Here is a 22,394-nt window from a genome sequence, read left to right on the forward strand (position 1 = left end):
TGTTGGGCGGTGCAGGCTCGGCTTTCCCGGGTGCCAGGCGCGATGGGGCAGTGCGAGCTCGCTTTCCCCGGGCGTCGGGGCGGCGTGGGCTCCGCTTCTCCGCCGCCCGGAGGCGGCCGGGGCCGCCCCTGCCTCGATGCCGCGCAGCGCGGTGAAGGCCGCGCGCTGGGCGCGATGGAGCCGGTCAGGGGCGCCAGTGGGTGGGCCGGTCGAGGCCCTCCGGCAGGCGGGTCGTGCCGTCGCCCTGGGCGGCGTTCACCTGGGCCTGCGTGAGGAAGAGGCTGCCGGTCAGGTCGGCGCCCGCCAGGTTGGCCCCGCGGAAGTCCGCGCCGATCAGGTCGGCCTGGCGCAGGTCGGCGCGGCGGAGGTCCGCGCCGATGAGGTACGCGCCGCGCAGGTTGGCGGCCCGCAGGTCGGCGCCGCGGAGTTTCGCGCCGATCAGGTCGGCTCCGCGGCGGTTCTTGCCGCGCTTGCCGCGGGCCAGTTCGCTCGCGCGCAGCAGCAGGGCGCTCACCTGCTCGCGGTGGCCGGCGACGTCGAGCCGGACCAGGTCCGCAGCGTTGCTCCCCGCCATGCGCTCGGTCTCCGCGAGCGCGGCCCGCAGGTCGTCGTGGACGGGGCGGGCCGCGGGCAGGGCCAGCGCCTGGGTGAGGTGGTAGAGCAGCTCGTGCAGTTGCCGCATCACCGGGAAGGCGGCGAACATGGCCTCGCGGGTCTCCGGCGCCTGACGCCAGTCGCGGCCGCCGAAGGTCTCCTGGGAGATGCGCTGCCCGGCGCCGAAGCAGTCGAAGACGGTGCAGCCGGTGAAGCCCTCGTCGCGCAGGCGGGCGTGGATGCCGCAGCGGAAGTCGTCGAGCAGGTTGCGGCACGGGGTGCCGGCGTCCTTGTCCACCGCGAAGTCGGCGGAGGCGGCGAAGGGCAGCGCCACGCAGCACAGGCCGAAGCAGTTCGCGCAGTCGGCTCGCAGCGCGTTGCCGGTCACGGTTTCGGATCACCCCTGTCGCAGTCCGGAACGACTCTATCGGGTGGCCCGGACCACAACGTGGGAAACCCCTGGTGACAGCCGTGTCCCGGGCGTTCCGGCGTGTGGTGCGACGATCGCCCGGCGTGTCGCCGCCCGAACGGCGCACCGCGCCGGGGCCAAAAGCGCCTAGCATTGAGAGATGCAGCGGCGGATTTTTGGCATCGAGACCGAGTTCGGCGTCACCTGCACGTTCCACGGGCAGCGCCGGCTCTCGCCCGATGAGGTGGCGCGCTACCTGTTCCGGCGGGTCGTGTCGTGGGGGCGCTCGTCCAACGTCTTCCTGTCCAACGGCTCCCGGCTCTACCTGGACGTGGGATCGCACCCCGAGTACGCGACGGCCGAGTGCGACGACCTGGTACAGCTCGTCACGCACGACAAGGCCGGTGAGCGGATCCTCGAGGACCTGCTGGTCGACGCGGAGCGGCGGCTGGCCGACGAGGGCATCGGCGGGGACATCTTCCTGTTCAAGAACAACACCGACTCGGCGGGCAACTCCTACGGCTGTCACGAGAACTACCTGGTGACGCGCGCGGGCGAGTTCTCGCGGATCGCGGACGTGCTGCTGCCGTTCCTGGTGACCCGTCAGCTGATCTGCGGCGCGGGCAAGGTGCTGCAGACGCCGCGGGGCGCGGTGTACTGCCTGTCGCAGCGGGCCGAGCACATCTGGGAGGGCGTCTCGAGCGCCACGACCCGGTCGCGGCCGATCATCAACACCCGGGACGAGCCGCACGCCGACGCCGAGCGGTACCGGCGGCTGCACGTCATCGTGGGTGACTCGAACATGGCGGAGCCGACGACGCTGCTGAAGATCGGCACGGCGAACCTGGTGCTCGAGATGATCGAGCAGGGTGTGCAGTTCCGGGACTTCACGCTGGACAACCCGATCCGGGCGATCCGGGAGATCAGCCACGACCTGACGGGGCGGCGCCCGGTGCGGCTGGCGGGCGGGCGGGAGGCCTCGGCGCTGGACATCCAGCGCGAGTACTACGGGCGCGCGGTGCAGCACGTGCAGGCCAACGACTCGGGCCCGACGGCGCAGCGGGTGGTGGAGCTGTGGGGCCGCGCGCTGGACGCGGTGGAGCAGCAGGACTTCAGCAAGATCGACACCGAGATCGACTGGGCGATCAAGCACCGGCTGGTGGAGCGGTACCGGGCGAAGCACAACCTGGACCTGTCCAGCCCGCGGGTGGCGCAGCTGGACCTGGCCTACCACGACATCCGGCGCGGGCGGGGCCTGTTCGACCTGTTGCAGCGCAAGGGGCTGGTGCGGCGGATCACCGACGACGGCGAGATCGAGCTGGCCAAGGACACGCCGCCGCAGACCACGCGCGCGAAGTTGCGGGGCGACTTCATCGCCGCCGCGCAGGCCGCCGGCCGGGACTTCACGGTCGACTGGGTGCACCTCAAGCTCAACGACCAGGCGCAGCGGACCGTGTTGTGCAAGGACCCGTTCCGCGCGGTGGACGAGCGCGTCGACCGGCTGATCAGCTCGCTGTGAGCGCGTTCGAGGAGGCGTGGCGGTCCTGGCACGCCGAGCGGGAGCGGGCGCTCGCCGAGCCGCACGGGTGGCTGAGCATCACGGCGCGGCACTGGCTGACTGCCGAGCCGCAGCGGTTCGACGGCATCCCGGGCACCTGGCGTCTCGACGGTGATGAGGCCGCGGTCGTGGTGGTGGATCCGGACGAGGAGTTCGGGGTGTCCGGCACGACGCGGTTCGAGCTGGTCAACAGCGGCCCGGGCGAGATGGTCAAGGCCGGTGACCGGGTCGTCGAGGTCGCGCGGCGCAGCGGGTACCTGGTGCGGTTGCGGGACCCGGCGGCGCCGGTGCGGGCGGCGTTCCGCGGCGTGCCTGCCTACGAGCCGGATCCGGCGTGGGTGCTGCCCGGCCGGTTCGAGCCGTACGACGAGCCGCGGCCGGTGACCGTCGGGGCGGTCGTGGAAGGACTGTCGCATGTGTACTCCTCGCCCGGCGTGCTGCGGTTCGCGTACCGGGGCGAGGAGTTCGCGCTGACCGCGTTCAACGGCAAGGGCGGCGCGGCGTTCTCGGTGCTGTTCACGGACGCCACGTCGGGTGTGACGACGTACGCCGCGAACCGCAGCCTGTCGGTCGCCGAGCCGGACGCGGAGGGGCGGGTGGAGCTGGACTTCAACCGGGCCGTGAACCTGCCGTGCGCGTTCATTGACCTCGCGACCTGCCCGCTGCCCCCACCGGAGAACCGGTTGCCGTTCCCGGTGGAGGCGGGCGAGCAGATCCCGTGGGAGCGCCGTTAACGCACCGCCAGACCAGCCACTCGGCGAACAACCCGATGGGCTTGTCGAGCGGCCGGGCGTTCCCACCCTGCGCGAAGCCGAGCATGACCACGAGCACGATCGCGAGTCGCCGCTGGGTGGAGAACAGGTCGTCGAGGATCGCCCACTCAGTGCGGATGAACACCGTGCGGAGCGTCAGGGTGCTCACGATGAGCTGCACCGCGGATCACGGTGCTCGTCACGAAGTTCGGCTCCCGTACGTGCGCTGGGGCACCCCAGCCTTTGGCAGCGCCGCCAGGTCAGCTAGCCGACCTCAAAAGATCAGGAAACTCCTGTTCACCGCCCTCATCGCACCGCGGCGGGTTGTTTCGCCATCTCGCTGACGCCGACCCGGTCGTGCAGGCGGCGTAGCGGTTCGGGTGCCCACCAGGCGTAGCGGCGGAGCAGTCGCATGCCCGCGGGCAGCAGGACGCCGCGCACGAGGGTGGCGTCGATGAGGATCGCCAGGCCGGTGCCGATTCCGAACATCTGGATGAAGCTCACGCCGCTGGTGCCGAAGGCGAACACGCTGACCGCGAGCAGCAGCGCGGCGGCCGAGACGATCCGCCCGGTGCGGGACAGCCCGTGCACCACCGCTTCGCGCGGGCCAAGCCCGTGGTCGTGGGCCTCCTTGATGCGGCTGACCACGAACACCTCGTAGTCCATGGACAGCCCGAACGCGATGCAGAACAACAGCATCAGCATGCTGGTGTCCAGCGGCAGCGGGGTGAAGCCGAGGAACCCGGCGGCGAAGCCCTCCTGGAAGACCAGCACCATCACGCCCATCGTGGCGGACAGGCTGAGCAGGTTGAACAGCAGCGCGCGCAGCGGCTGCAGGACGCTGCCGGTGAACAGGAACAGCAGGATGAACGTGGTGACGGCGATCAGGCCGGCCGCCAGGGGGAGCCTGCTGCCGATGGCGTCCTTGCTGTCCACCAGCGCGGCCGCGTCGCCGCCGACCGCCACTTCGAGCCCGGGCGGGGCGGGCAGCGCGCGGACCTCGGCGACGACGCCTTCGGCTTCGGCGGACCGGGAGTCGGCGGTGGTGACGACGGACAGCTTCTGCGCGCCGGGCGCCCCGAGCGCCGGGTTCGCGGGGCCGTCGGCGCGGCCCTGGCTGAAGCCGCCCGCGCTGGAGGACACGTGAGCGACGCCGTCCAGTTCGGACAGCCGGCCGGCGTACCCGGCGATCGCGGCCGGGTCGGGTGTGCCGAGCGCGATGACCTCGATGGCGCGGCTGTCGTTGGCCGGGTAGGCCGCACGCAACTCGTCGCCGACGACGCGGCTGGACGCGGTTTCCGGTAGCACCCGCTCGTCGGGGGTGCCGAACTGGACGCCGAGCAGGGGAGTGGCGGCCGCGACGAGCACGACGAGCACGGGGACGGCGGCCAGCGCGGGCCGTTTCATCGCGAACGCGGCGACCCGGCCCCAGAACGCGGACACCGTGCTCGGGGTGCGGCCGCGCGCCCAGGGCAGGCGGCCGGCGTTCACCCGCGGCCCGAGGACGGTCAGCAGCGCGGGCAGCACGACCACCGCGGCGACCATGGCGATCACGATGACGCCGATGCCGGCGTAGGCGAAGGAGCGCAGGAAGTACTGGGGGAACAGCAGCAGCGCGGCGAGTGCGACGGCGACGGTGGCGGCGCTGAAGCTGATCGTGCGCCCGGCGCTGGCCACGGTGCGGATCACGGCGGTCCGGGTGTCCGCGCCCGTGGCGAGTTCCTCCCGGAACCGGCTGACCATGAGCAGGGCGTAGTCGATGCCGAGGCCGAGCCCGAGCGCGGTGGTCAGGTTGATCGCGAACACCGACACGTCGGTCAGCGACCCGAACACCGACAGTTCGGCGAACGTGCCGAGAACCGCGATGCCGCCGACGACCAGCGGCAGCAGGGCGGCGACGACGCTGCCGAAGACGAGGAACAGCAGGACGAGGATGATCGGCACGGCGATCATCTCGGCGATCAGCAGGTCGCGGCTGACCTGGTCGTTGATGTCGAGGCCGACGACCGCGCCGCCGCCCGCGGTGACGGTGACGGGGCCGTTTTCGCCCTGGTAGCGGTCCACGATGGCCTCGACCGCGTCGGCGGAGGTGTCGGCGGGCTGGGTGACGATCAGCGCGGAGCGGCCGTCGTCGGCGCGCAGCGGCGGGGCGCCGGTCGCCCAGTAGGAGGTGACCGATTCCAGGGCGGAATCGGCGGCGAGGCGTTCGGTCAGTGCCGTGCCCGCCGCGCGGGTGGCGGGGTCGTCGACGGTGCCGTCCCGGGCCTGGACGAGGAACAGCAGGTTGTCCTGGCCGCCGAAGTGCTGTTCGGCGAGGGCCGCGGCGCGGCTGGAGTCGGAGCCGGGGTCGTCGAACCCCTGGGACTGGAGCTTGCCGAACGCGGTCATGCCGAGGACGGCCGCGCCGGCGAGGAGGACGCCGGCGACGACGAGGACGAGCCGTGCGTGATCGGCGGCGAACCGGCCGAGCCGAGCGAACATGGGAACCCCTCGAATGTTGACGGGCGCAAACTTGGCACCCGTCAACTTGCCACCGATGTGCACGGGTGTCAACATCGGGCTGTGAGCTCCTCAGCGCCCGTTCGAACCGGCTACCACCACGGCGACCTCCGCAACGCCCTCATCCGGGCCGCCGCCGAACTCGCCCAGGCCGGCGGCCCGTCGTCGGTGACCATCCGGGCGGCCGCGCGGGCCGTCGGCGTCACCCCGACCGCCGCCTACCGGCACTTCGCCGGGCACGAGGAGCTGCTGGAGGCGGTCAAGACGCGCGCGATGGAACTGCTGACCGCGGCGATGAACGAGGCGCTGGACCGGCTGGACCCGGCCGACGACCCCGCCGAACGCGGGCTGAGCAGGCTGGCCGCGATCGGGCAGGGGTACTTCACGTTCGCGCTCGCCGAGCCCGGGTTGTTCCGCACCGCGTTCACCGGCGGGATCTCGCCGATGCCGCCGCTGGCCGACGTCGAGGAGTCCAACCCGTTCCGCAAGCTGGTCGACGCCATCGACGACCTGGCCGCCGCCGGATACCTGCCCCCGCAGCGCCGCCCGATGGCCGAGTTCGCCGCGTGGGCGTCCGTGCACGGCCTGGCGATGCTGCACCTGGACGGCCCGCTGACGCCCACCTCGCGCGAGGCCCGCGAACTCGCGCTGGAGCGGACGATCGAGATCATCGCCGAGGGGCTGGGCGGGGTGGCGCTCCCGGAGCACCTGAGGAAGACACTGAGCCGCGTCGCCCGCGGCGGTTGAGCCCTAAGGCGCCGGCATGCGGGCGAGCATGCCGGTGTTGAGGGGGTCGCGCCGCTCGTCATCGCCACCGGAACGGGCTGCCCTCGGCCGACCGGGTGGTGGCGACGAGCGCGTCGCCACCCTCCACCTTGAGGATGGTTCGGGCTGCCGCTGATCGTTGCGGAGCTCATCCCCGATCCGGCTCCGCAGCACTTCCGCGCCGTTGGCGACCTCCGCCTGCGCCATCGATGCCTCGGTGAGGACCTCATCGGGCAGCGCGTCGGGTCGGGCAGCGTCGCGAGCGGCTGAAATCCGCGCCTCGCCGCGGCACGGGTGGGTATCTCGTGGACATCCTGGGCGCGCCGGGGTGGACCTCGGCGACTCGATCACCAGTGCGAGCTACTGTGGTCGGGTGTCCACCGCCCGCGCCGAGCGCCTGGTCAATCTGGTGCTCGCTCTGCTGTCGACCCGGCAGTACCTCACCGCTGACCGGATCCGCGGGATCGTGCCCGGATACGCCGACGCCGCGAGTGCCGAGGCCTTCTCCCGCATGTTCGAGCGGGACAAGACCGAGCTGCGTGAACTGGGGATCCCGCTGGAGACCGGCCGCAACTCGGCCTTCGACCCGGCCGAGGGCTACCGCATCGCCCGCCGGGACTACGAGCTCGGCGAGATCGAGCTGGCCCCGGACGAGGCCGCGGCCGTCGGGCTCGCGGTCCGGCTCTGGGACTCGCCCGAGATGACCGGGCAGGCCCAGGGCGCGCTGGTCAAGCTGCGCGCCGCCGGGGTCGACGTCGACCACACCGAGCCCCCGGTCGTGGAGTCCCGCGTCCGCGCCGAACCGGCCTTCACCCCGCTGGTCGCCGCCGTGCAGGCCCGCCAGGCCGTCCAGTTCTCCTACCGCCGCTCCGGCTCGGCCGAACGCCTCACCCGCACCCTCGAACCGTGGGGCGTGGTGTCCTGGCGCGCCCGTTGGTACGTCGTGGGCCACGACCGCGACCGGGGCGCGCCGCGCTGCTTCCGGCTCTCCCGCATCGTCGGCGACGTGCGCACCGTCGGCCGCCCGGGGGAGGTCCAGCGCCCGGACAACGTCAACCTGCTGGAGCTGATCGCGGGCACCGGCGACCCCGACCCCTCGCCCGTCACCACCGCGAAGCTGTGGATCGCCGACCAGCGCGCCGCCGGGGTGCGCCGCCGGGCCCGCCTCACCGGGCGGCTCACCGTGGACGGCGTCGAGGGCGATCTCGCCGAGATCGACCTGTACTTCCCGGAGAGCGCCGCGGACTGGATCGCCGGGCACGGGCCCGACGTGCTGGTGCTCGAACCGGACGTGCTGGCCAAGGCGGTCCGCGGCCGCCTGGAGTCCGTGCTCCACCACGAGGTGCGCCGATGAGCGGCTCCACCGACCGGATGCCCCGGCTCCTCGCGCTCGTGCCCTACCTGCTCGCCCGCCCGGGCATCCGCATCGAGGACGCGGCCCGCGACTTCGGCGTCACCGCCCGCCAGCTGCGCCGCGACCTGGAACTGCTGTGGATGTGCGGGCTGCCCGGCTACGGCCCGGGCGACCTGATCGACCTGTCCTTCGAGGGCGACACCGTCACGGTCACCTTCGACGCGGGCATGAACCGCCCGCTGCGCCTCACCGGCGGGGAGGCCACCGCGCTGCTCGTCGCGCTGCGCGCGGTCGCCGAGACCCCCGGCGTGGTCGACACCGACGCGGTGCACCGCGCCATCGCCAAGATCGAGGCCGCCGCCGGGCAGGCCCAGCCCTCCGGCGTCGTGGTCGGGCTCGCCGTCCGGGAGGGCGAGAAGACCGCCGCGACCCGCCGCGTCGTGCAGAACGCGCTGCGCGCCGGGCGGGCGCTGCGGATCCGCTACTACACCGCCTCCCGCGACCAGATCACCGAGCGCACCGTCGACCCGATGCGGCTGCTGATCGTGCAGGCCGTCGGGTACCTGGAGGCCTGGTGCCGCCGCGCCGAGGGCGTCCGGCTGTTCCGGCTGGACCGCATCGACGAGGTCGAGGTCCTCGACGAGCGCGCCGCGCCACCCCCGACGGCGCGGCCCACCGACATCTCCGACGGGGTGTTCCGCGCCCGGCCCGGCCAGCCGGAGGCGCAGCTGGTGCTGGAACCGGACGCGCGCTGGGTCGCCGAGTACTACCCGTGCGAGGAGCTGGCCGAGCTCGACGGCGGGCGGCTGCGGGTGCGGATGCGCTACGGCGACGAGTCGTGGATGGTGCGGCTGGTGCTCGGGCTGGGCGGCGACGCGCGCGTGGAAAGCCCGCCCGAGCTGGCCGAAGCCGTCCGTAGCCGGGCCGCCGCCGCGCTGGAAAGGGCACGTCACCTCCCGGCCACCTTGGGCCAGTAGGGTGACGCCGTGTCGTACCTGCCGAGCATTGTGCTCGCCGCCGTGGGCCTCCTGGCTCTGATTCTTGTCCTGATCCGGACATTCGGGGTCTTGCGCCGCTTCCGCAAGGCATCGAGCATGGTTACGGCGAGTGTCACCGACCGCACCGGGCTGTTGAAGGCCCGGACGGCCGGTCTGCGCGTCGCGCTCGAGCAACGGCGGCGTCCCGCCCCTGAGCAAGTAGAGTTGGTCACAAGCAAGGAAGGAGGCCACTGATGCTGAACGGGTTGCAGCCGTGGCACTTGATCATCCTGGTGCTCGTCGTGGTCCTGCTGTTCGGCGCGAAGCGCCTGCCGGATGCCGCGCGGTCCATCGGCAAGTCCATGAAGATCTTCAAGGCCGAGACCAAGGACCTCCGTGAGGACGGCAAGGCCGAGGAGCCCGACAAGAAGCAGATCACGGCCTCCGAGACGACGCCTTCCGCGGCGACCGCCGCCGACGACCAGGTCGCGCAGCTGCAGAAGCAGCTCGACGAGCTGAAGCGGCAGCAGGCGGCGGAGAAGGCCGACCAGGCTCACAAGCACGCCAGCTGAGGCGAGGACGGAGCCTGTCGTGGCGGACTCCGCCCCCAAGAGCCGGAGGGACCGGCGGCGCAAGCGCAGCCGCCGGCTCAACCCCGACGGCACGATGACGCTCATCGAGCACATCTACGAGTTCCGGCGCCGCCTGGGCTGGGCCCTGCTCGCCGTGCTCGCCGGCGGGATCTTCGGCTTCATCTGGTTCAACACCAGGATGGGCCCGGTCCCGTCACTCGGGTCGATCATCAACGACCCGTACTGCGCCATCCCGGCCGACCGGCGGCTCGGCAGCACCGAGGGCTGCTACTTGCTGCAGACGGTGCCGTTCGAGGCGTTCATGATCCAGCTGAAGGTCGGTCTCGCCGGGGGCGCGGTGCTGACCTCTCCGCTGTGGCTGTACCAGCTGTGGGCGTTCATCGCCCCCGGCCTGTACACCAAGGAGCGCAAGTACGCGCTCACCTTCGTCGGTTTCGCGAGCGTGCTGTTCGCCGGTGGCGCCGTCCTGGCCTACCTGCTCATCCCGCACGCCCTGCAGCTGCTGATGGGCTTCGGCAGCGACTTCTTCATCACCGGCCTCACCGGCGACAAGTACATCTCGTTCGTGCTGTCGCTGCTGATCATCTTCGGGGTCAGCTTCGAGCTGCCGCTGCTGCTGGTGATGCTGAACTTCGTGGGCGTGCTCAAGTACGCCCAGCTGAAGCGGTGGCGCCGCGGGATCATCATGGCGGTGTTCGTCTTCGCCGCGTTCGCCACGCCCGGGTCGGACCCGTTCTCGATGATCGCCCTGGCCGGCGCGCTGACCGTGCTCGCCGAGCTGGCCATCCAGATCGCGCGGGTGCACGACAAGCGCAAGTACCGCGGCAGCGAGAGCGAGGAGTGGGCCGGCCTGTCCGACGACGAGGCCGCGCCGTTCGACTACACCCCGAGCAGCATCGACGACGACGCGCCCGCCAAGCCCAAGACCGAGGACGTGACCTAACCGGTCTGCCTCGCCAATGGGTATCCGTGCGGCCCTGGCCGTCCACCCCGACACCGGCCGCGGTGCGGCGGCCAGGATCGCCGGCACCGTGGCCGCTCGTCTGCGTGCCGGGGTGGACCGGCTGGAGCTGCTCGGCGCCGCGGCCCCGGACAGCCTCCCGGACGGGCTCGACGCCTTGGTCGTCCTCGGCGGCGACGGGGCCGTGCACCACGCCGTCCAGTACTGCGCCGCCACCGGCACCCCGCTCGGGATCATCCCCGCGGGCACCGGCAACGACCTCGCCCGCGGGCTCGGCATCCCCCTCGACCCGCTGCGCGCCACCGACGCCGTCGTGACCGCGCTGCGGGAACGCCGCCACCGCGCCGTCGACCTCGGCCACCTCGACGGCGCCTGGTTCGCCACCGTCCTGTGCACCGGCTTCGACGCCGCCGTCAACGCCCGCGCCGCCCGCCTGCGCTGGCCCGCCGGCCCGCGCCGCTACGACGTCGCCGTGCTCGCCGAACTCGCCGCGTTCCGGGCCCGCCCGGTCACCCTCACCACCGACGGCGAACCCCACCACCTCGACGCCACCCTCGTCGCCGTCGGCAACACCCCCTACTACGGCGCCGGCATGCGGATCTGCCCGCACGCCGACCCCGGAGACGGGCTCTTCGACATCACCGTCGTCGGCCACGCCACCCGCGCCGACCTGCTGCGGATCATGCCCGGCCTGCGCCACGGCCGGCACCTGCGCCACCCCGCGGTGCGCACCCTGCGCGCCCGCGAGGTCCGCATCGAGGCCACCTCCTGGCCCCTCTGCGCCGACGGCGAGATGCTCCCCGGCGCCCCGGTCACCGCCCGCTGCGCCCGCGGCGCGCTCACCATCCTGGGCTGACACCCACCGCATGCGTCCCGCACACCGCATGTGACACCCTGACAAGGTGGCCCCTCGCCCTTCCGTGTCGCCGGCCGAGGCCTACCAGGCTTCCAAGCGCCGCGCCCAGTACCCCCAGCTGACCCGCTTCGCCGACGAGGCGGAGTTCGGCTTCGACGACTTCCAGATCCGCGGCTGCCGCGCGCTGGAGGACGGCCACGGCGTGCTCGTGTGCGCGCCGACCGGCGCGGGCAAGACCGTGGTCGGCGAGTTCGCCGTGCACCTCGCGCTCGCCGAGGGCCGCAAGTGCTTCTACACCACGCCCATCAAGGCGCTGTCCAACCAGAAGTACGGCGACCTCGTGCAGCGCTACGGCGCCGGCACCGTCGGGCTGCTCACCGGGGACACCGCGATCAACGGCAACGCCCAGATCGTCGTGATGACCACCGAGGTCCTGCGCAACATGCTCTACGCGGGCTCCTCGGCCATCGACGACCTCGGCTACGTCGTGATGGACGAGATCCACTACCTCGCCGACCGGTTCCGCGGCGCGGTGTGGGAAGAGGTCATCCTGCACCTGCCCGAGTACGTGCGGGTCGTGGGCCTGTCCGCCACCGTCAGCAACGCCGAGGAGTTCGGCGAATGGCTGGTGACGGTTCGCGGCGACACCACGGTCGTGGTCGACGAGCACCGGCCCGTGCCGCTGTGGCAGCACATGATGGTTGGCAACCGGCTGCTCGACCTGTTCGCCGACGACGGCTCCGACGGCGAGCTGCGCATGAACCCGGGCCTGCTGCGGCGCGTGGAAGAGGTCGGCCGCATGCACGCCCCCGCGGCGCTGCGGCGCGGCCGGGGCGGGCGCACCTACTCGCGCGGTCCCCGGTTCCGGCCGCCGTCCCGGGTGGACATGATCACCCGCCTGGACGCCGCCGGGCTGCTCCCGGCGATCGTGTTCATCTTCTCCCGCGCCGGCTGCGACGCCGCCGTGAGCCAGGTGACCCGCTCCGGGCTGCGCCTGAACACCCCGGAAGAAGCCGCCGAGGTGCGCCGCATCGTCGACACGCGCACCAAGGACCTGCCCGAGGGCGACCTGGGCGTGCTCGGCTACTGGGAATGGCGCGAGGCGCTGGAGAACGGCATCGCCGGGCACCACGCCGGGCTGCTGCCCGCGTTCAAGGAAACCGTCGAGGAACTGTTCGTGCGCGGCCTGGTCAAGGTCGTGTTCGCCACCGAAACCCTCGCGCTGGGCATCAACATGCCTGCCCGCACCGTGGTGCTCGAACGGCTGGTCAAGTACAACGGCGAGGCCCACGTCGACCTCACCCCGGGCGAGTACACGCAGCTCACCGGCCGCGCCGGTCGCCGCGGCATCGACGTCGAGGGCCACGCCGTCGTGGTGTGGCAGCCGGGGGTCGACCCGAACGCCGTCGCCGGACTGGCCTCGACCCGCACCTACCCGCTGCGCTCGTCGTTCCGGCCCGGCTACAACATGGCGATCAACCTGGTCGCCCAGCTCGGCCACGAACAGGCCCGCGAGCTGCTCGAACAGTCCTTCGCCCAGTTCCAGGCCGACCGCTCGGTCGTCGGGCTGTCCCGCCGCATCGAGAAGAACCGCGAGGCGCTCAAGGGCTACGCCGAGGCCGTCACCGGCGACTTCGACGCGATGCTCGACTACGTGCAGCTGCGCAAGAAGATCTCCGACCGGGAGAAGGCGCTGGCCCGGCAGAACACCGCCGCCCGCCGCGCCGACACCGCGGTGTCGCTGGAGAAGCTGCGCAAGGGCGACGTCATCGCCGTCCCCGCCGGGCGGCGCGCCGGGCTGGCCGTGGTGATCGACCCCGGTCTGGACCCCGTGCGCGAGCCGCGCCCGGTCGTGGTGACCGAGGACCGGTGGTCCGGACCGCTGTCGCTGTCGGACTTCTCCGCGCCCGTGGAGCCGCTGGGCCGGATCAAACTGCCCAAGCACATCGAACTGCGCTCGCCCAAGACCCGCCGCGACATCGCCTCGCACCTGCGCGACTCCGGGATTTCCCTGCCCGGCCGCCAGAAACGGCGATCGGGGGCCAATGAGGACGGTGAGCTGGCCGCGCTGCGCCGCGCCCTGCGCGCCCACCCCTGCCACGGGCTCGCCGAACGCGAGGCCAACATCCGCTGGGTCGAGCGCTACCACCGGCTCGCCGGGGAAACCGAGCAGCTGGAACGACGCGTCGCCGCCACCACCCACTCGCTGGCGCGGGCGTTCGACCGCATCCGGGCGCTGCTGGCCGAACGCGGCTACCTCGCCGAGGGCGAGGACCGCGTCACCGAGCACGGAGCGCGCCTGGCCCGCCTCTACAGCGAATCCGACCTGCTGGCCGCCGAGTGCATCCGCCACGGCGTCTGGGAAGGACTGACCCCGCCCGAGCTCGCCGCCGTCGTCTCCACGCTCGTGTTCGAGGCCCGGCGCGACTCGCCCGGTGAGCCGCGGCTACCCGCCGGGGGCGTGCCCAAGGCGTGGCAGGAGACCGCCAAGATCTGGACCGACCTCGCCGAGGACGAACGCCGCCACCGCCTCGACCGCACCCGCGAACCCGACGCCGGGTTCGCCTGGCCGGTGTACCGGTGGGCCCGCGGCGAATCCCTCGAAAAGGTGCTCACCGCCGCCGACGCCAACGGGCAGGAACTGTCCGCGGGTGACTTCGTGCGCTGGTCCCGGCAGGTCGTCGACCTGCTCGACCAGATCAAGACGGTCCTCGGCAAGGCCGACCCGGTCGGCGACGCCGCCGCGCAGGCCGTCAAGGCGCTGCGGCGCGGGGTCGTCGCGGCGGGTGCCGAGTAGCGCGGCCCACCCTGCGTTGTGGTTGGATCGCGCTGAGCGAGGACGATCAGGGGAGGCAGGCAGTATGAGCACGCCCTACGGCGGCACCGACCCGCAGCAGCAGTGGAGCCAGCCCGGGTACGGGCAGCAACCTGGCCAGCCGCAGCAGTACGCCCAGCAACCCCAGTACGGGCAGCCGCCGGGCTACGGCCAGCAGCCGGGCCAGTTCCAGCCCGCACAGCCCCAACCTGGACAGCCCCAGTACGGGCAGCAGTACCCGGGCCAGGCCGCGCCCCAGTACGCCGGACAGCAGTACGCCGGACAGCAGCACCCGCCCCAGCAGTACCCGGGGCAGCAGCACGGCGCGCCGGGCGGCTACGGGCAGCAGCAGCCGGCGAAGAAGGGCGGCAAGGGCCTGCTGATCGGGCTGGGCGCGGCGGTCGTCGTGGTGGCCGCGTTCTGCGTCACCGCGTTCCTCGCGCCCGGGTTCCTCAAGACCACCGTGCTGAGCCAGAGCGCGGTGCAGGACGGCGTCAAGCAGGTCCTCATCGGCAACTACCAGCTCACCCAGGTCGGCGACGTGCAGTGCCCCGCCGACCAGGAGGTCAAGTCCGGAGCCACCTTCGACTGCTCCGCCGTCGTCAACGGCCAGGGCAAGACCGTCACCGTGACCATCAAGGACGACGCCGCCAACTACGAAGTCGCCTACCCCCGGTAATTGGCTGGCGTGCGGCCGCACCGTCGGGAACGATCGCGTCGTGAGTGACTACACCGTCCGCACGCTGCGGCCCGACGAACACCGCGCCGCCGTCGACCTGTTCCGGTCCACCCTCCACGTCGCCGCCACCACCGACGAGACGTGGAAGATCGTCGAACGCGCGCAGCAACCCGGCCGCACCCTGGGCGCCTTCGACACCGAGCTGATCGGCACCGCCCGCTCGTTCGACGCCGAGATCACCCTGCCCGGCGGCGCCCGCGCCGGCGCAGCGGGAGTCACCGGTGTCGGTGTCCGTCCCGACCGGACCCGCCGGGGCGTCCTCACCGAGCTCATGCGCACCCAGCTCACCGACATCGCCGCCCGCGGCCTGCCCTTCGCCGCGCTGCGCGCCAGTGAAGGCGTCATCTACAACCGCTTCGGCTACGGCGTCACCACGCGCAGCCGCGGCTACGAGATCGACCGCCGCCGCGCCGCGCTCCGCCCCGACGTCCCGGCAGGCGGCCAGGTCGAGCTGTGGCCGCTGGACACCGCACTGGAGCGGCTGCCCGGCCTGTACGCGGCACTGCCGCACACCCGCCCCGGCATGATGACCCGCCCTCCGTACTGGTGGCCGGGCTGGGAACGGCACGCCCGCGAAGCCACCAGCCCCGTCCTGACCGCCGTCCACCACGGCGAAGACGGCCCCGACGGCTACGTCGTCTACAGCGTCGAACGCAAGCACTGGAACGACCCGGCGGTGCTGCAGGTCATCAGCCTGCACGCCGGCACCGACGAGGCGTTCAACGGGCTGTGGCGCTACCTGCTCGGCGTCGACCTCGTCGACACCCTGCGCGCCGACGAACGCCCGGTCGACGAGCCGGTCGAGCTGCTGTTCACCGACATCCGCGCGGTGAAGGACACCGGCGGCGGGGACGAGCTGTGGCTGCGGGTGGTCGACGTGCCCGCCGCGCTCGGCGCCCGCGCCTACGAGGGTGAGCCGGTCGTGCTGGAGGTCGTGGACCCGGTGCTGGAAGCCAACTCCGGGCGCTACCACGTGTCCCCGGACGGCGCCCGCCGCACCGACGCCGCCGCCGACCTGCGGCTCGGGGTGGACGCGCTGGCCATGATCTACCTCGGCGCGTGGCGGCCCTCGCAGCTGGCCGCGGCCGGGCGGATCCAGCCGGCGGACCCGGCGGCGCTGGGGCGGGCCGACCGGCTCTTCGCCACGCCCGTACCCGCGTGGTGTGGTACACACTTCTGAGAAGCTCGTTCCGGGGGTGAATGGTGCGGACCACGCTGGTGCTCGCGTGCGCCGCGCTCGTGCTGTCCGGATGCGACAGTGCCCCGACCGGCCCCGCACCGTCCACCCCACCACCGCCCACCACCTCGACGGCCACCACGTCCTCGTCCACGGCGTCGGCGAGCCTCACCCCGGTGCGGCGGGTGTTCGACGCCGCGCACGTGCAGGACGGCGTCCGGCGGGTGCTCACCGAGTCCTACCTGATCGCCGGAGTCGGCGACGTGTCCTGCCCGGCCGGTGAGGACGTCGTCGCCGGGCACATCTTCGAGTGCACAGTGGACATCGCGGGCGAGAAGGAGAAGGTGACCATCACGGTGCGGGACGCGGCGGGCGGCTACGAAGTCTCCCAGCCCGAACCATGACCGGCGTGGAGATCCGGCCGCTGGCGGCGGGGGAGGAGCGGGCGGCGTTCGAGCTGCTCGGCCGGACCCTGCACGTCACCGTCACCGACGAGCTGTGGACGCGCCGCGCGGCGTCGTTCCCCGCCGAGCGGCGATTCGGCGCCTTCGCGGGCGGGGAACCGGTGGGCGTCGCGGGCTCCTTCGCGACCCGGCTCGCCGTGCCCGGTGGGAAAGCGCTTCCCGCCGCCGCCGTGGACGGGGTCGGAGTGCGCACCGACCACACCCGCCGCGGCATCCTCACCGGACTGATGGCCGCCCAGCTCGCCGACTGCGCCCGCCGCGGCGACGTGCTGGCCGTCCTGCACGCCAGCGAAGCCACCATCTACGGGCGATTCGGGTACGGCATGGCCACCCGGAGCCAGAACCTGCGCGTCACGCGGGCGGCGTTCCGCGCCGACGCCCCCGTAGGCGGGACGGTGCGGCTGCTCGGCGCCGCCGAGGCACGGGAGCTGGTTCCCCGGCTGTACGCGGAGATGGGCCCGCACCGGGCCGGGATGATCGAGCGGCCCGAGGTGTGGTGGTCCTACGCCCGGGACCGCCTCATCGGCGAGCACCAGGTCGCCGTCCACACCGGACCGCGCGGCGACGACGGTTTCGTGCTCTACCGCACCGAGGACCTGCGCACCTTCGACCAGCCGAACCTCGGCGCCGCGCTCACGGTCCGCGATTTGCACGCGGCGGACACCGCGGCGCTGGCCGGGTTGTGGCGCTTCCTGTTGCGGGTCGACCTGGTCTCCGAGGTCCGCGCTCCGGGGCGCCCGCTGGACGACCCGCTCCCCGCGATGCTCACCGACCCGCGCGCCTGCGCGGTGACCGGCGTGGACGACCAGCTGTGGCTGCGGCTGCTCGACGTGCCTGCCGCGCTCGCCGCCCGCGCGTGGGGACCGGGCGAGCCGGTGGTGATCGAGGTGACCGACCCGCGGCTGCCCGCCAACACCGGCCGCTACCGGATCACCCCCGGCGGCGCCGAACCCACCACCGCGGCCGCCGACCTGCGGACCGGCCCGGAGACGCTGGCGATGCTCTACCTCGGCGACCGCCTGCCCAGCGCACTCGCCACCGCGGGCAGACTCGAGGTGGTGAACCCCGCGGCGCTGCCGCACGCGGACAGCCTGTTCGCCACCAGGGTTCCGCCGTGGTGCGGGACCCCGTTCTGAGGTTCCGGTTCCGCCGCTGAGGTTGCGCTCGATGACTCAACGACGCGTGAGGCGGGGCAGGATCGTCCTGGGGGCGTTGGCCGTGCTCGTCGCGGCCGGGGTGGTTTTCGCGGTCAAGACGCTCAGCGGTGGCTTGCCCGGCCGGGTGTACAAACTGGAGACGGCCTGTGGCGGCACCACCTACGACGATGCCGCGCCGTACACCGGTCCGGGGCCCCACCCCGTCGCGATCTTCATGCCCACTGAGTTCGGGGAGCTCTTCGTGGTCGGACCCACCATGCCGGACCGATCCGACATCGCGAGCTGCGCTCCGTCCTCGTCGAGGGCGAGGACACCCGCTGTCCGCCGTCGATCAGCGCCGACTCCCCGCCGGAGCGGCTCATCAGCGAACTCACGGCTGCCCAGTGGCAGCCCGTGCTGGCCGACCTGGTGGAGGCGGCGCCCCGGTAGACGATTCACGACCGGGACGCGATGAGCGCCTCGACGCCGTCGAGGATGCGGGCCAGCCCGAACTCGAACGCGTGCGGGTCGGTGGGCGCCTGGTAGGCCTCCCCGGAGGCGGAGCCCACCCGGGCGGCCACCGGGAAGCGCTCGGGGTCGAAGATCTTCTCCAGCAGTGGCGCGTAGGACTCCCACCACTGGACGTCGCTCTGGCCGCTGCGCCGCGCCGCCTGCTCGGCCTCGACCACGCCGCGCATGGCGGAGTGCACGAACCCCAGCACCAGTGTGAGCACCTGGTCCATTTCGATGTCGGTGAGCCCGGTGCCTTCCAGCGCGCGCAGTTCGTAGTCGTACTTGGCGATCACGTTCGGGCCCATCGGCGGGCGGCTCGTGGCGACCTGCAGCAGCCACGGGTGCCGCCGGTACACCGCGGCGTTCTCCCGCGCGATCTGCTCCAGCCTGCCCCGCCAGCCGCCGGGCACCTCGGCCGGGCGCGCGGTCTCGCCGACCACCGCGTCGACCATCAGGTCCAGCAGTTCCGCCTTGCCGGGCACGTAGGTGTAGAGCGACATCGTGCCGGCGCCCAGTTCCTCGGCGACCTTCCGCATCGACAGCGCGGCCAGCCCGGCGGTGTCGGCGAGCTTGATCGCGACGCGGGTGATCTCCTCGACGGTGAACCGGGCCTTCGGCCCCTTCGACGGCGGCTCCTGCAGCCCCCAGAGGAGCTCGAGGCTGCGTTTCGGATCGCCACTCGCGCTGAATTCGGTCATCTCGGGGCCCATTCTGCCGGTAACGAACTCCGTACGGTGTACGATAGATGATCCGTACGGCATACGGAGTAGAAGGAGGGGCGTGTTGTCCAGCGAAAACGCCGTGGTGGCGCAGGGGCTGCGCAAGCGCTACGGCGACAAGACCGTGCTCGACGACCTGAACCTGACCGTGCCCGCGGGGACCGTGTTCGGCCTGCTCGGCCCCAACGGCGCGGGCAAGACCACCTGCGTGCGCATCCTGGCCACGCTGCTGCGGCCCGACGCCGGGAAGGTCCTGGTCGCCGGGTTCGACGCCCGCCGACAGGCCGCGCAGGTCCGCTACCGGATCGGGCTGGTCGGGCAGCACGCCGCGGTGGACGAGGTGCTGTCCGGGCGGCAGAACCTGGAGATGTTCGGCCGGCTCTACCACCTCGGCGCGCGCCGGGCGCGGCAGCGGGCCGACGAGCTGCTGGCCCGGATGGGGCTGGGCGACGCGGGGGAGAAGCCGGTGAAGCAGTACTCCGGCGGCATGCGGCGGCGGCTCGACCTCGCCGCCGGGCTGCTGCGCTCGCCCGAGGTGCTGTTCCTGGACGAGCCCACCACCGGCCTGGACCCGCGCGGCCGCAGCGAGGTGTGGGCCGCGGTGCGGGAACTCGTCGCCGACGGCACCACCGTGCTGCTCACCACGCAGTACCTGGACGAGGCCGACCAGCTCGCCGGGCGGATCGCCGTGCTCGACCGCGGCGGGATCGTCGACGAGGGCACCCCGGCGCAGCTGAAGTCCCGCATCGGCGGCGACCGGGTGGAGGTGGTCCTGCGGGACGCCGCCGATCTGCCCGCCGCCGCGGCGCTGGCGAGCCGGGTCACCGGGGCGGCGGCCGACCTGACCGACGGCGGGCTGAGCGTGCCGGCGTCCGACCGGGTGCGCGACCTGACCGGGCTCGCCGCGGCCTACGACGACGCAGGCATCGGCATCGCCGACCTCACCCTGCGCCGCCCCACGCTCGACGAGGTGTTCCTGAAGCTGACCGCACGCGAGGAGGTGCCGGCATGACCGCACTGCGATGGGCGATCGCCGACGGCTGGACCATGACCCGCCGGGAGCTGGCGCACTGGGCGCGACAGCCCGCGCCGGTGGTCGTCGGGCTGCTGTTCCCGGTCCTGACCCTGGTGATGTTCGGCTACCTGTTCGGCGGCGCGATGGCCGCGCCGGGCGACTACCGCGAGTTCCTGGTGCCCGGGATGTTCGCGCTGGCCATGGTGTTCGGCATCGAGTCCACCTACACCGCGATCGCCACCGACGTCGCGCGCGGGTCGACCGACCGGTTCCGCTCGCTGCCGATGGCGGCGTCCGCGCCGGTCATCGGCCGCGCGGTGGCCGACCTGCTGAACTCGGCGGCGGGGCTGGTGGTGCTCGCCGCGTGCGGGTGGCTCACCGGCTGGCGGTGGCACGGCGGGTTCGGCGCGGCGCTGGCCGCGTTCGGGCTGCTGGTGCTGCTGCGGTTCGGGATCCTGTGGCTCGGGCTCTACCTGGGGCTCGTCGCGAAGGGCCCGGAAAGTGTCGTGGCGCTGCAGATCCTGGTGTGGCCGCTGGGTTTCCTGTCCAACGTGTTCGTCTCACCCGGCACGATGCCCGGCTGGCTCGGCGCGATCGCCGACGCGAACCCGCTGTCGGCCACCGCGGCCGCGACCCGCGAGCTGTTCGGCAACCCGGGCTGGGACAGCGGCGGCTGGTTCGCCGAGCACGCGCTGCTGCTGGCGGTGCTGTGGCCGGTGGCGATGATCGCGGTGTTCCTGCCGCTGTCGGTGCGCCGCTACCGGCGGCTCAGCCGCTAGGACAGGTACTCGCCGGCCCGGGCGCCGAGGACGTTCAGCAGAGCGAGCGCCTCGGCGTCCGGGGATCCCGGCGGCGCGCTGTAGAGCACGAGGTGCTGGTCGCGGTCGGTGAGCGCCAGCGAGTCGCAGTCGACGGTGATCTCCCCGACCACCGGGTGGCGGAACGTCTTCGTCAGCGCGGGCACCGCCCGCACGTCGTGCCGCTCCCACAGCCGCGCGAACTCCGGGCTGCCGTCGCGCAGGTCGCCGACCAGCCCGTTGACCTCGGGGTCGGCCGGGTAGCGGGCGACGGTCGCGCGCAGCTGCATGACCACGTGCTGCCGGAACTCCGCCTCGTGGGTGATCCCGTACAGCGGGCCCTCGGCCGCCGGGCGGAGGAAGGCGCGGCGCGCGAGGTTGCGGTCGGCCGGGGCGAGCGCGCCGAAGTCCTCCATCAGCGCGGCCGCGAGGTCGTTCCAGGCCAGCACCTCGAACGCGGCGGAGGTCACGATCGCGGCCGTGTCCGGCAGCCGGCCGATCAGCGCGCGGATGCTGGGCCGCACGTCGCGCCGGTGCCGGCCGCCGCGGCTGGGTGCGGTGCCGGCGAGGACGTGCAGGTGGGCGGACTCGGCGTCGGTGAGACGCAGCGCGTCCGCGATCCCGGCGAGGACCTCACCCGAGGGCCGCGGCGCGCGGCCCTGCTCCAGCCGGACGTAGTACTCGGTCGAGATGTGCGCCAGCACCGCCACCTCCTCCCGGCGCAGCCCCGGCGTCCGGCGCCGCGGTCCCGAGGGGAGGCCGACGTCTTCCGGCCGGAGCCGCTCGCGGCGGCTGCGGAGGAACGCGCCCAGCTCCTTCTTGTCCACACCCCGAGTGTGCCCGGCCCGCGGCGGCGGATCCTGGTACCGCTTGTGCCTGCATCCGATGCCGCAAGCCGCCCGAGGCTGCGCTCATGACGACGGACATCGCACCCATCGGCCTGCTCACCGGCAAGGTCGTGTTCATCACCGGCGCCAGCCGCGGGATCGGCGAGGCCGCGGCCAGGCTGTTCGCCCGCGAAGGCGCCGCCGTCGTGCTCGCCGCCCGCGGCACCGACGCGCTGGACCGCATCGTCGGCGAAATCCGCGCCGGCGGCGGCACCGCCGACGCCGTCCCACTGGACCTCGCCGACCGCGCGGGCATCCGGGCCGCCGTCGCCCGCGCCGGCGAGCTGCACGGACGGCTGGACGGCGCGTTCAACAACGGCGCCGCCATCCAGCGCCGTCCCGGCCCGCTCGACACCACCAGCGACGAGGACATCGACGAGCAGTTCGCGGTGAACTTCCGCGCGCACTGGACCGCCATGACCGCCCAGGCCGAGCTGATGCGCGGCAACGGCGGCGGGGCGATCGTCAACACCTCCAGCATCGGCAGCCGCCGCGCCAACCCCGCCCTGCCCGCCTACGGCGCCATGAAGCGCGCCCTCAACAGCATCACCGAGACCGCGGCCGTGACCTGGGCCCGCGACGGCATCCGGGTCAACGGCATCACCCCCGCCGGCACGGTCACGCAGATGATGCAGACGTGGGAGGAGGCCACCCCGGGCATCATCGAACGGGCCACGGCGTCCATCCCGCTCGGGCGGATGGCCGAGCCGCGCGAGGTCGCCGAGGTGGCCGCGTGGCTGCTCAGCGACCGCGCCTCGATGGTGACCGGCGCGATCGTGCCGGTGGACGGCGGCGCCGGCGCCTGACGTGTGGA

21 protein-coding genes are annotated in these 22,394 nt (G+C 73.0%); 17 read left to right on the forward strand and 4 right to left on the reverse strand.

Annotated elements, in window-relative coordinates; translation table 11 throughout:
- Positions 1-184 precede the first annotated feature (184 nt).
- Entirely contained in the window at positions 185-982 is a 798-nt protein-coding gene (locus AMY39116_RS0311580; protein ID WP_020417823.1) for a pentapeptide repeat-containing protein, read from the reverse strand.
- Positions 983-1,163: 181 nt separating this feature from the next.
- Here AMY39116_RS0311580 and pafA point away from each other — a divergent pair, with 181 nt between their 5' ends.
- The gene (pafA, locus tag AMY39116_RS0311585; RefSeq protein WP_020417824.1) at positions 1,164-2,522 is read left to right on the forward strand and encodes a Pup--protein ligase; all 1,359 of its coding nucleotides are present in this window, start codon (positions 1,164-1,166) and stop codon (positions 2,520-2,522) included.
- Entirely contained in the window at positions 2,519-3,295 is a 777-nt protein-coding gene (locus AMY39116_RS0311590; protein ID WP_020417825.1) for a DUF1684 domain-containing protein, read from the forward strand. The genes pafA and AMY39116_RS0311590 overlap by 4 nt, the downstream gene beginning before the upstream one ends.
- Positions 3,296-3,619: 324 nt before the next feature.
- Here the strand turns inward: AMY39116_RS0311590 and AMY39116_RS0311595 are convergent, their stop codons facing one another.
- Complete coding sequence (locus AMY39116_RS0311595) at positions 3,620-5,794, reverse strand: MMPL family transporter (RefSeq protein ID WP_020417826.1); 2,175 nt, start codon at positions 5,792-5,794, stop codon at positions 3,620-3,622.
- An 81-nt stretch (positions 5,795-5,875) separates the two neighbouring features.
- On the opposite strand from AMY39116_RS0311595, the gene AMY39116_RS42685 reads away from it, so the two are divergent.
- From AMY39116_RS42685 to AMY39116_RS0311655, 12 genes are all read left to right on the forward strand, one after another.
- On the forward strand, positions 5,876-6,559 hold the full coding sequence (locus tag AMY39116_RS42685) for a TetR/AcrR family transcriptional regulator (RefSeq protein ID WP_020417827.1): 684 nt from the start codon (positions 5,876-5,878) through the stop codon (positions 6,557-6,559).
- A 391-nt stretch (positions 6,560-6,950) separates the two neighbouring features.
- Positions 6,951-7,931 carry a YafY family protein gene (locus AMY39116_RS0311605; RefSeq protein ID WP_027935834.1) on the forward strand — a complete coding sequence of 327 codons (981 nt, stop codon included), beginning with the start codon at positions 6,951-6,953 and terminating at the stop codon, positions 7,929-7,931.
- Entirely contained in the window at positions 7,928-8,908 is a 981-nt protein-coding gene (locus AMY39116_RS0311610) for a YafY family protein (protein WP_020417829.1), read from the forward strand. Before AMY39116_RS0311605 ends, AMY39116_RS0311610 begins: the two co-directional genes overlap by 4 nt.
- Before the next feature lie 9 nt (positions 8,909-8,917).
- Positions 8,918-9,163, forward strand: a complete 246-nt coding sequence (locus AMY39116_RS0311615; RefSeq protein WP_020417830.1) for a bacteriophage holin — start codon at positions 8,918-8,920, stop codon at positions 9,161-9,163.
- Positions 9,163-9,480, forward strand: a complete 318-nt coding sequence (gene tatA / locus AMY39116_RS0311620) for a Sec-independent protein translocase subunit TatA (protein WP_020417831.1) — start codon at positions 9,163-9,165, stop codon at positions 9,478-9,480. The genes AMY39116_RS0311615 and tatA overlap by 1 nt, the downstream gene beginning before the upstream one ends.
- Positions 9,481-9,499: 19 nt before the next feature.
- On the forward strand, positions 9,500-10,444 hold the full coding sequence (tatC, locus tag AMY39116_RS0311625) for a twin-arginine translocase subunit TatC (protein WP_020417832.1): 945 nt from the start codon (positions 9,500-9,502) through the stop codon (positions 10,442-10,444).
- 16 nt (positions 10,445-10,460) lie between these two features.
- On the forward strand, positions 10,461-11,318 hold the full coding sequence (locus AMY39116_RS0311630) for a diacylglycerol kinase family protein (protein ID WP_020417833.1): 858 nt from the start codon (positions 10,461-10,463) through the stop codon (positions 11,316-11,318).
- A 46-nt stretch (positions 11,319-11,364) separates the two neighbouring features.
- Positions 11,365-14,115 (forward strand): RNA helicase, encoded by a 2,751-nt coding sequence (locus tag AMY39116_RS0311635; protein WP_027935835.1) that lies wholly within the window; start codon positions 11,365-11,367, stop codon positions 14,113-14,115.
- A gap of 64 nt (positions 14,116-14,179) precedes the next feature.
- Positions 14,180-14,812 carry a DUF4333 domain-containing protein gene (locus AMY39116_RS0311640; RefSeq protein WP_020417835.1) on the forward strand — a complete coding sequence of 211 codons (633 nt, stop codon included), beginning with the start codon at positions 14,180-14,182 and terminating at the stop codon, positions 14,810-14,812.
- A 40-nt stretch (positions 14,813-14,852) separates the two neighbouring features.
- Complete coding sequence (locus AMY39116_RS0311645) at positions 14,853-16,052, forward strand: GNAT family N-acetyltransferase (protein ID WP_020417836.1); 1,200 nt, start codon at positions 14,853-14,855, stop codon at positions 16,050-16,052.
- A 20-nt stretch (positions 16,053-16,072) separates the two neighbouring features.
- Complete coding sequence (locus AMY39116_RS0311650; RefSeq protein WP_020417837.1) at positions 16,073-16,453, forward strand: DUF4333 domain-containing protein; 381 nt, start codon at positions 16,073-16,075, stop codon at positions 16,451-16,453.
- Positions 16,450-17,649 (forward strand): GNAT family N-acetyltransferase, encoded by a 1,200-nt coding sequence (locus AMY39116_RS0311655; protein ID WP_020417838.1) that lies wholly within the window; start codon positions 16,450-16,452, stop codon positions 17,647-17,649. Before AMY39116_RS0311650 ends, AMY39116_RS0311655 begins: the two co-directional genes overlap by 4 nt.
- A 455-nt stretch (positions 17,650-18,104) precedes the next feature.
- Here the strand turns inward: AMY39116_RS0311655 and AMY39116_RS0311660 are convergent, their stop codons facing one another.
- Entirely contained in the window at positions 18,105-18,860 is a 756-nt protein-coding gene (locus AMY39116_RS0311660; RefSeq protein ID WP_039791448.1) for a TetR/AcrR family transcriptional regulator, read from the reverse strand.
- Positions 18,861-18,945: 85 nt separating this feature from the next.
- On the opposite strand from AMY39116_RS0311660, the gene AMY39116_RS0311665 reads away from it, so the two are divergent.
- Complete coding sequence (locus AMY39116_RS0311665) at positions 18,946-19,893, forward strand: ATP-binding cassette domain-containing protein (RefSeq protein ID WP_304413074.1); 948 nt, start codon at positions 18,946-18,948, stop codon at positions 19,891-19,893.
- On the forward strand, positions 19,890-20,675 hold the full coding sequence (locus tag AMY39116_RS0311670) for an ABC transporter permease (RefSeq protein WP_020417841.1): 786 nt from the start codon (positions 19,890-19,892) through the stop codon (positions 20,673-20,675). The genes AMY39116_RS0311665 and AMY39116_RS0311670 overlap by 4 nt, the downstream gene beginning before the upstream one ends.
- Here AMY39116_RS0311670 and AMY39116_RS0311675 read toward each other — a convergent pair.
- Positions 20,672-21,520 carry a helix-turn-helix transcriptional regulator gene (locus AMY39116_RS0311675; RefSeq protein WP_020417842.1) on the reverse strand — a complete coding sequence of 283 codons (849 nt, stop codon included), beginning with the start codon at positions 21,518-21,520 and terminating at the stop codon, positions 20,672-20,674. The genes AMY39116_RS0311670 and AMY39116_RS0311675 overlap by 4 nt on opposite strands.
- Before the next feature lie 86 nt (positions 21,521-21,606).
- On the opposite strand from AMY39116_RS0311675, the gene AMY39116_RS0311680 reads away from it, so the two are divergent.
- A complete protein-coding gene (locus AMY39116_RS0311680) occupies positions 21,607-22,386 on the forward strand; it encodes an SDR family NAD(P)-dependent oxidoreductase (protein WP_020417843.1) in 780 nt (259 codons plus the stop codon).
- The last annotated feature ends 8 nt before the right edge of the window (positions 22,387-22,394 follow it).

Source organism: Amycolatopsis sp. ATCC 39116, assembly GCF_000231075.2.
GTDB lineage: Bacteria > Actinomycetota > Actinomycetes > Mycobacteriales > Pseudonocardiaceae > Amycolatopsis_E > Amycolatopsis_E tucumanensis.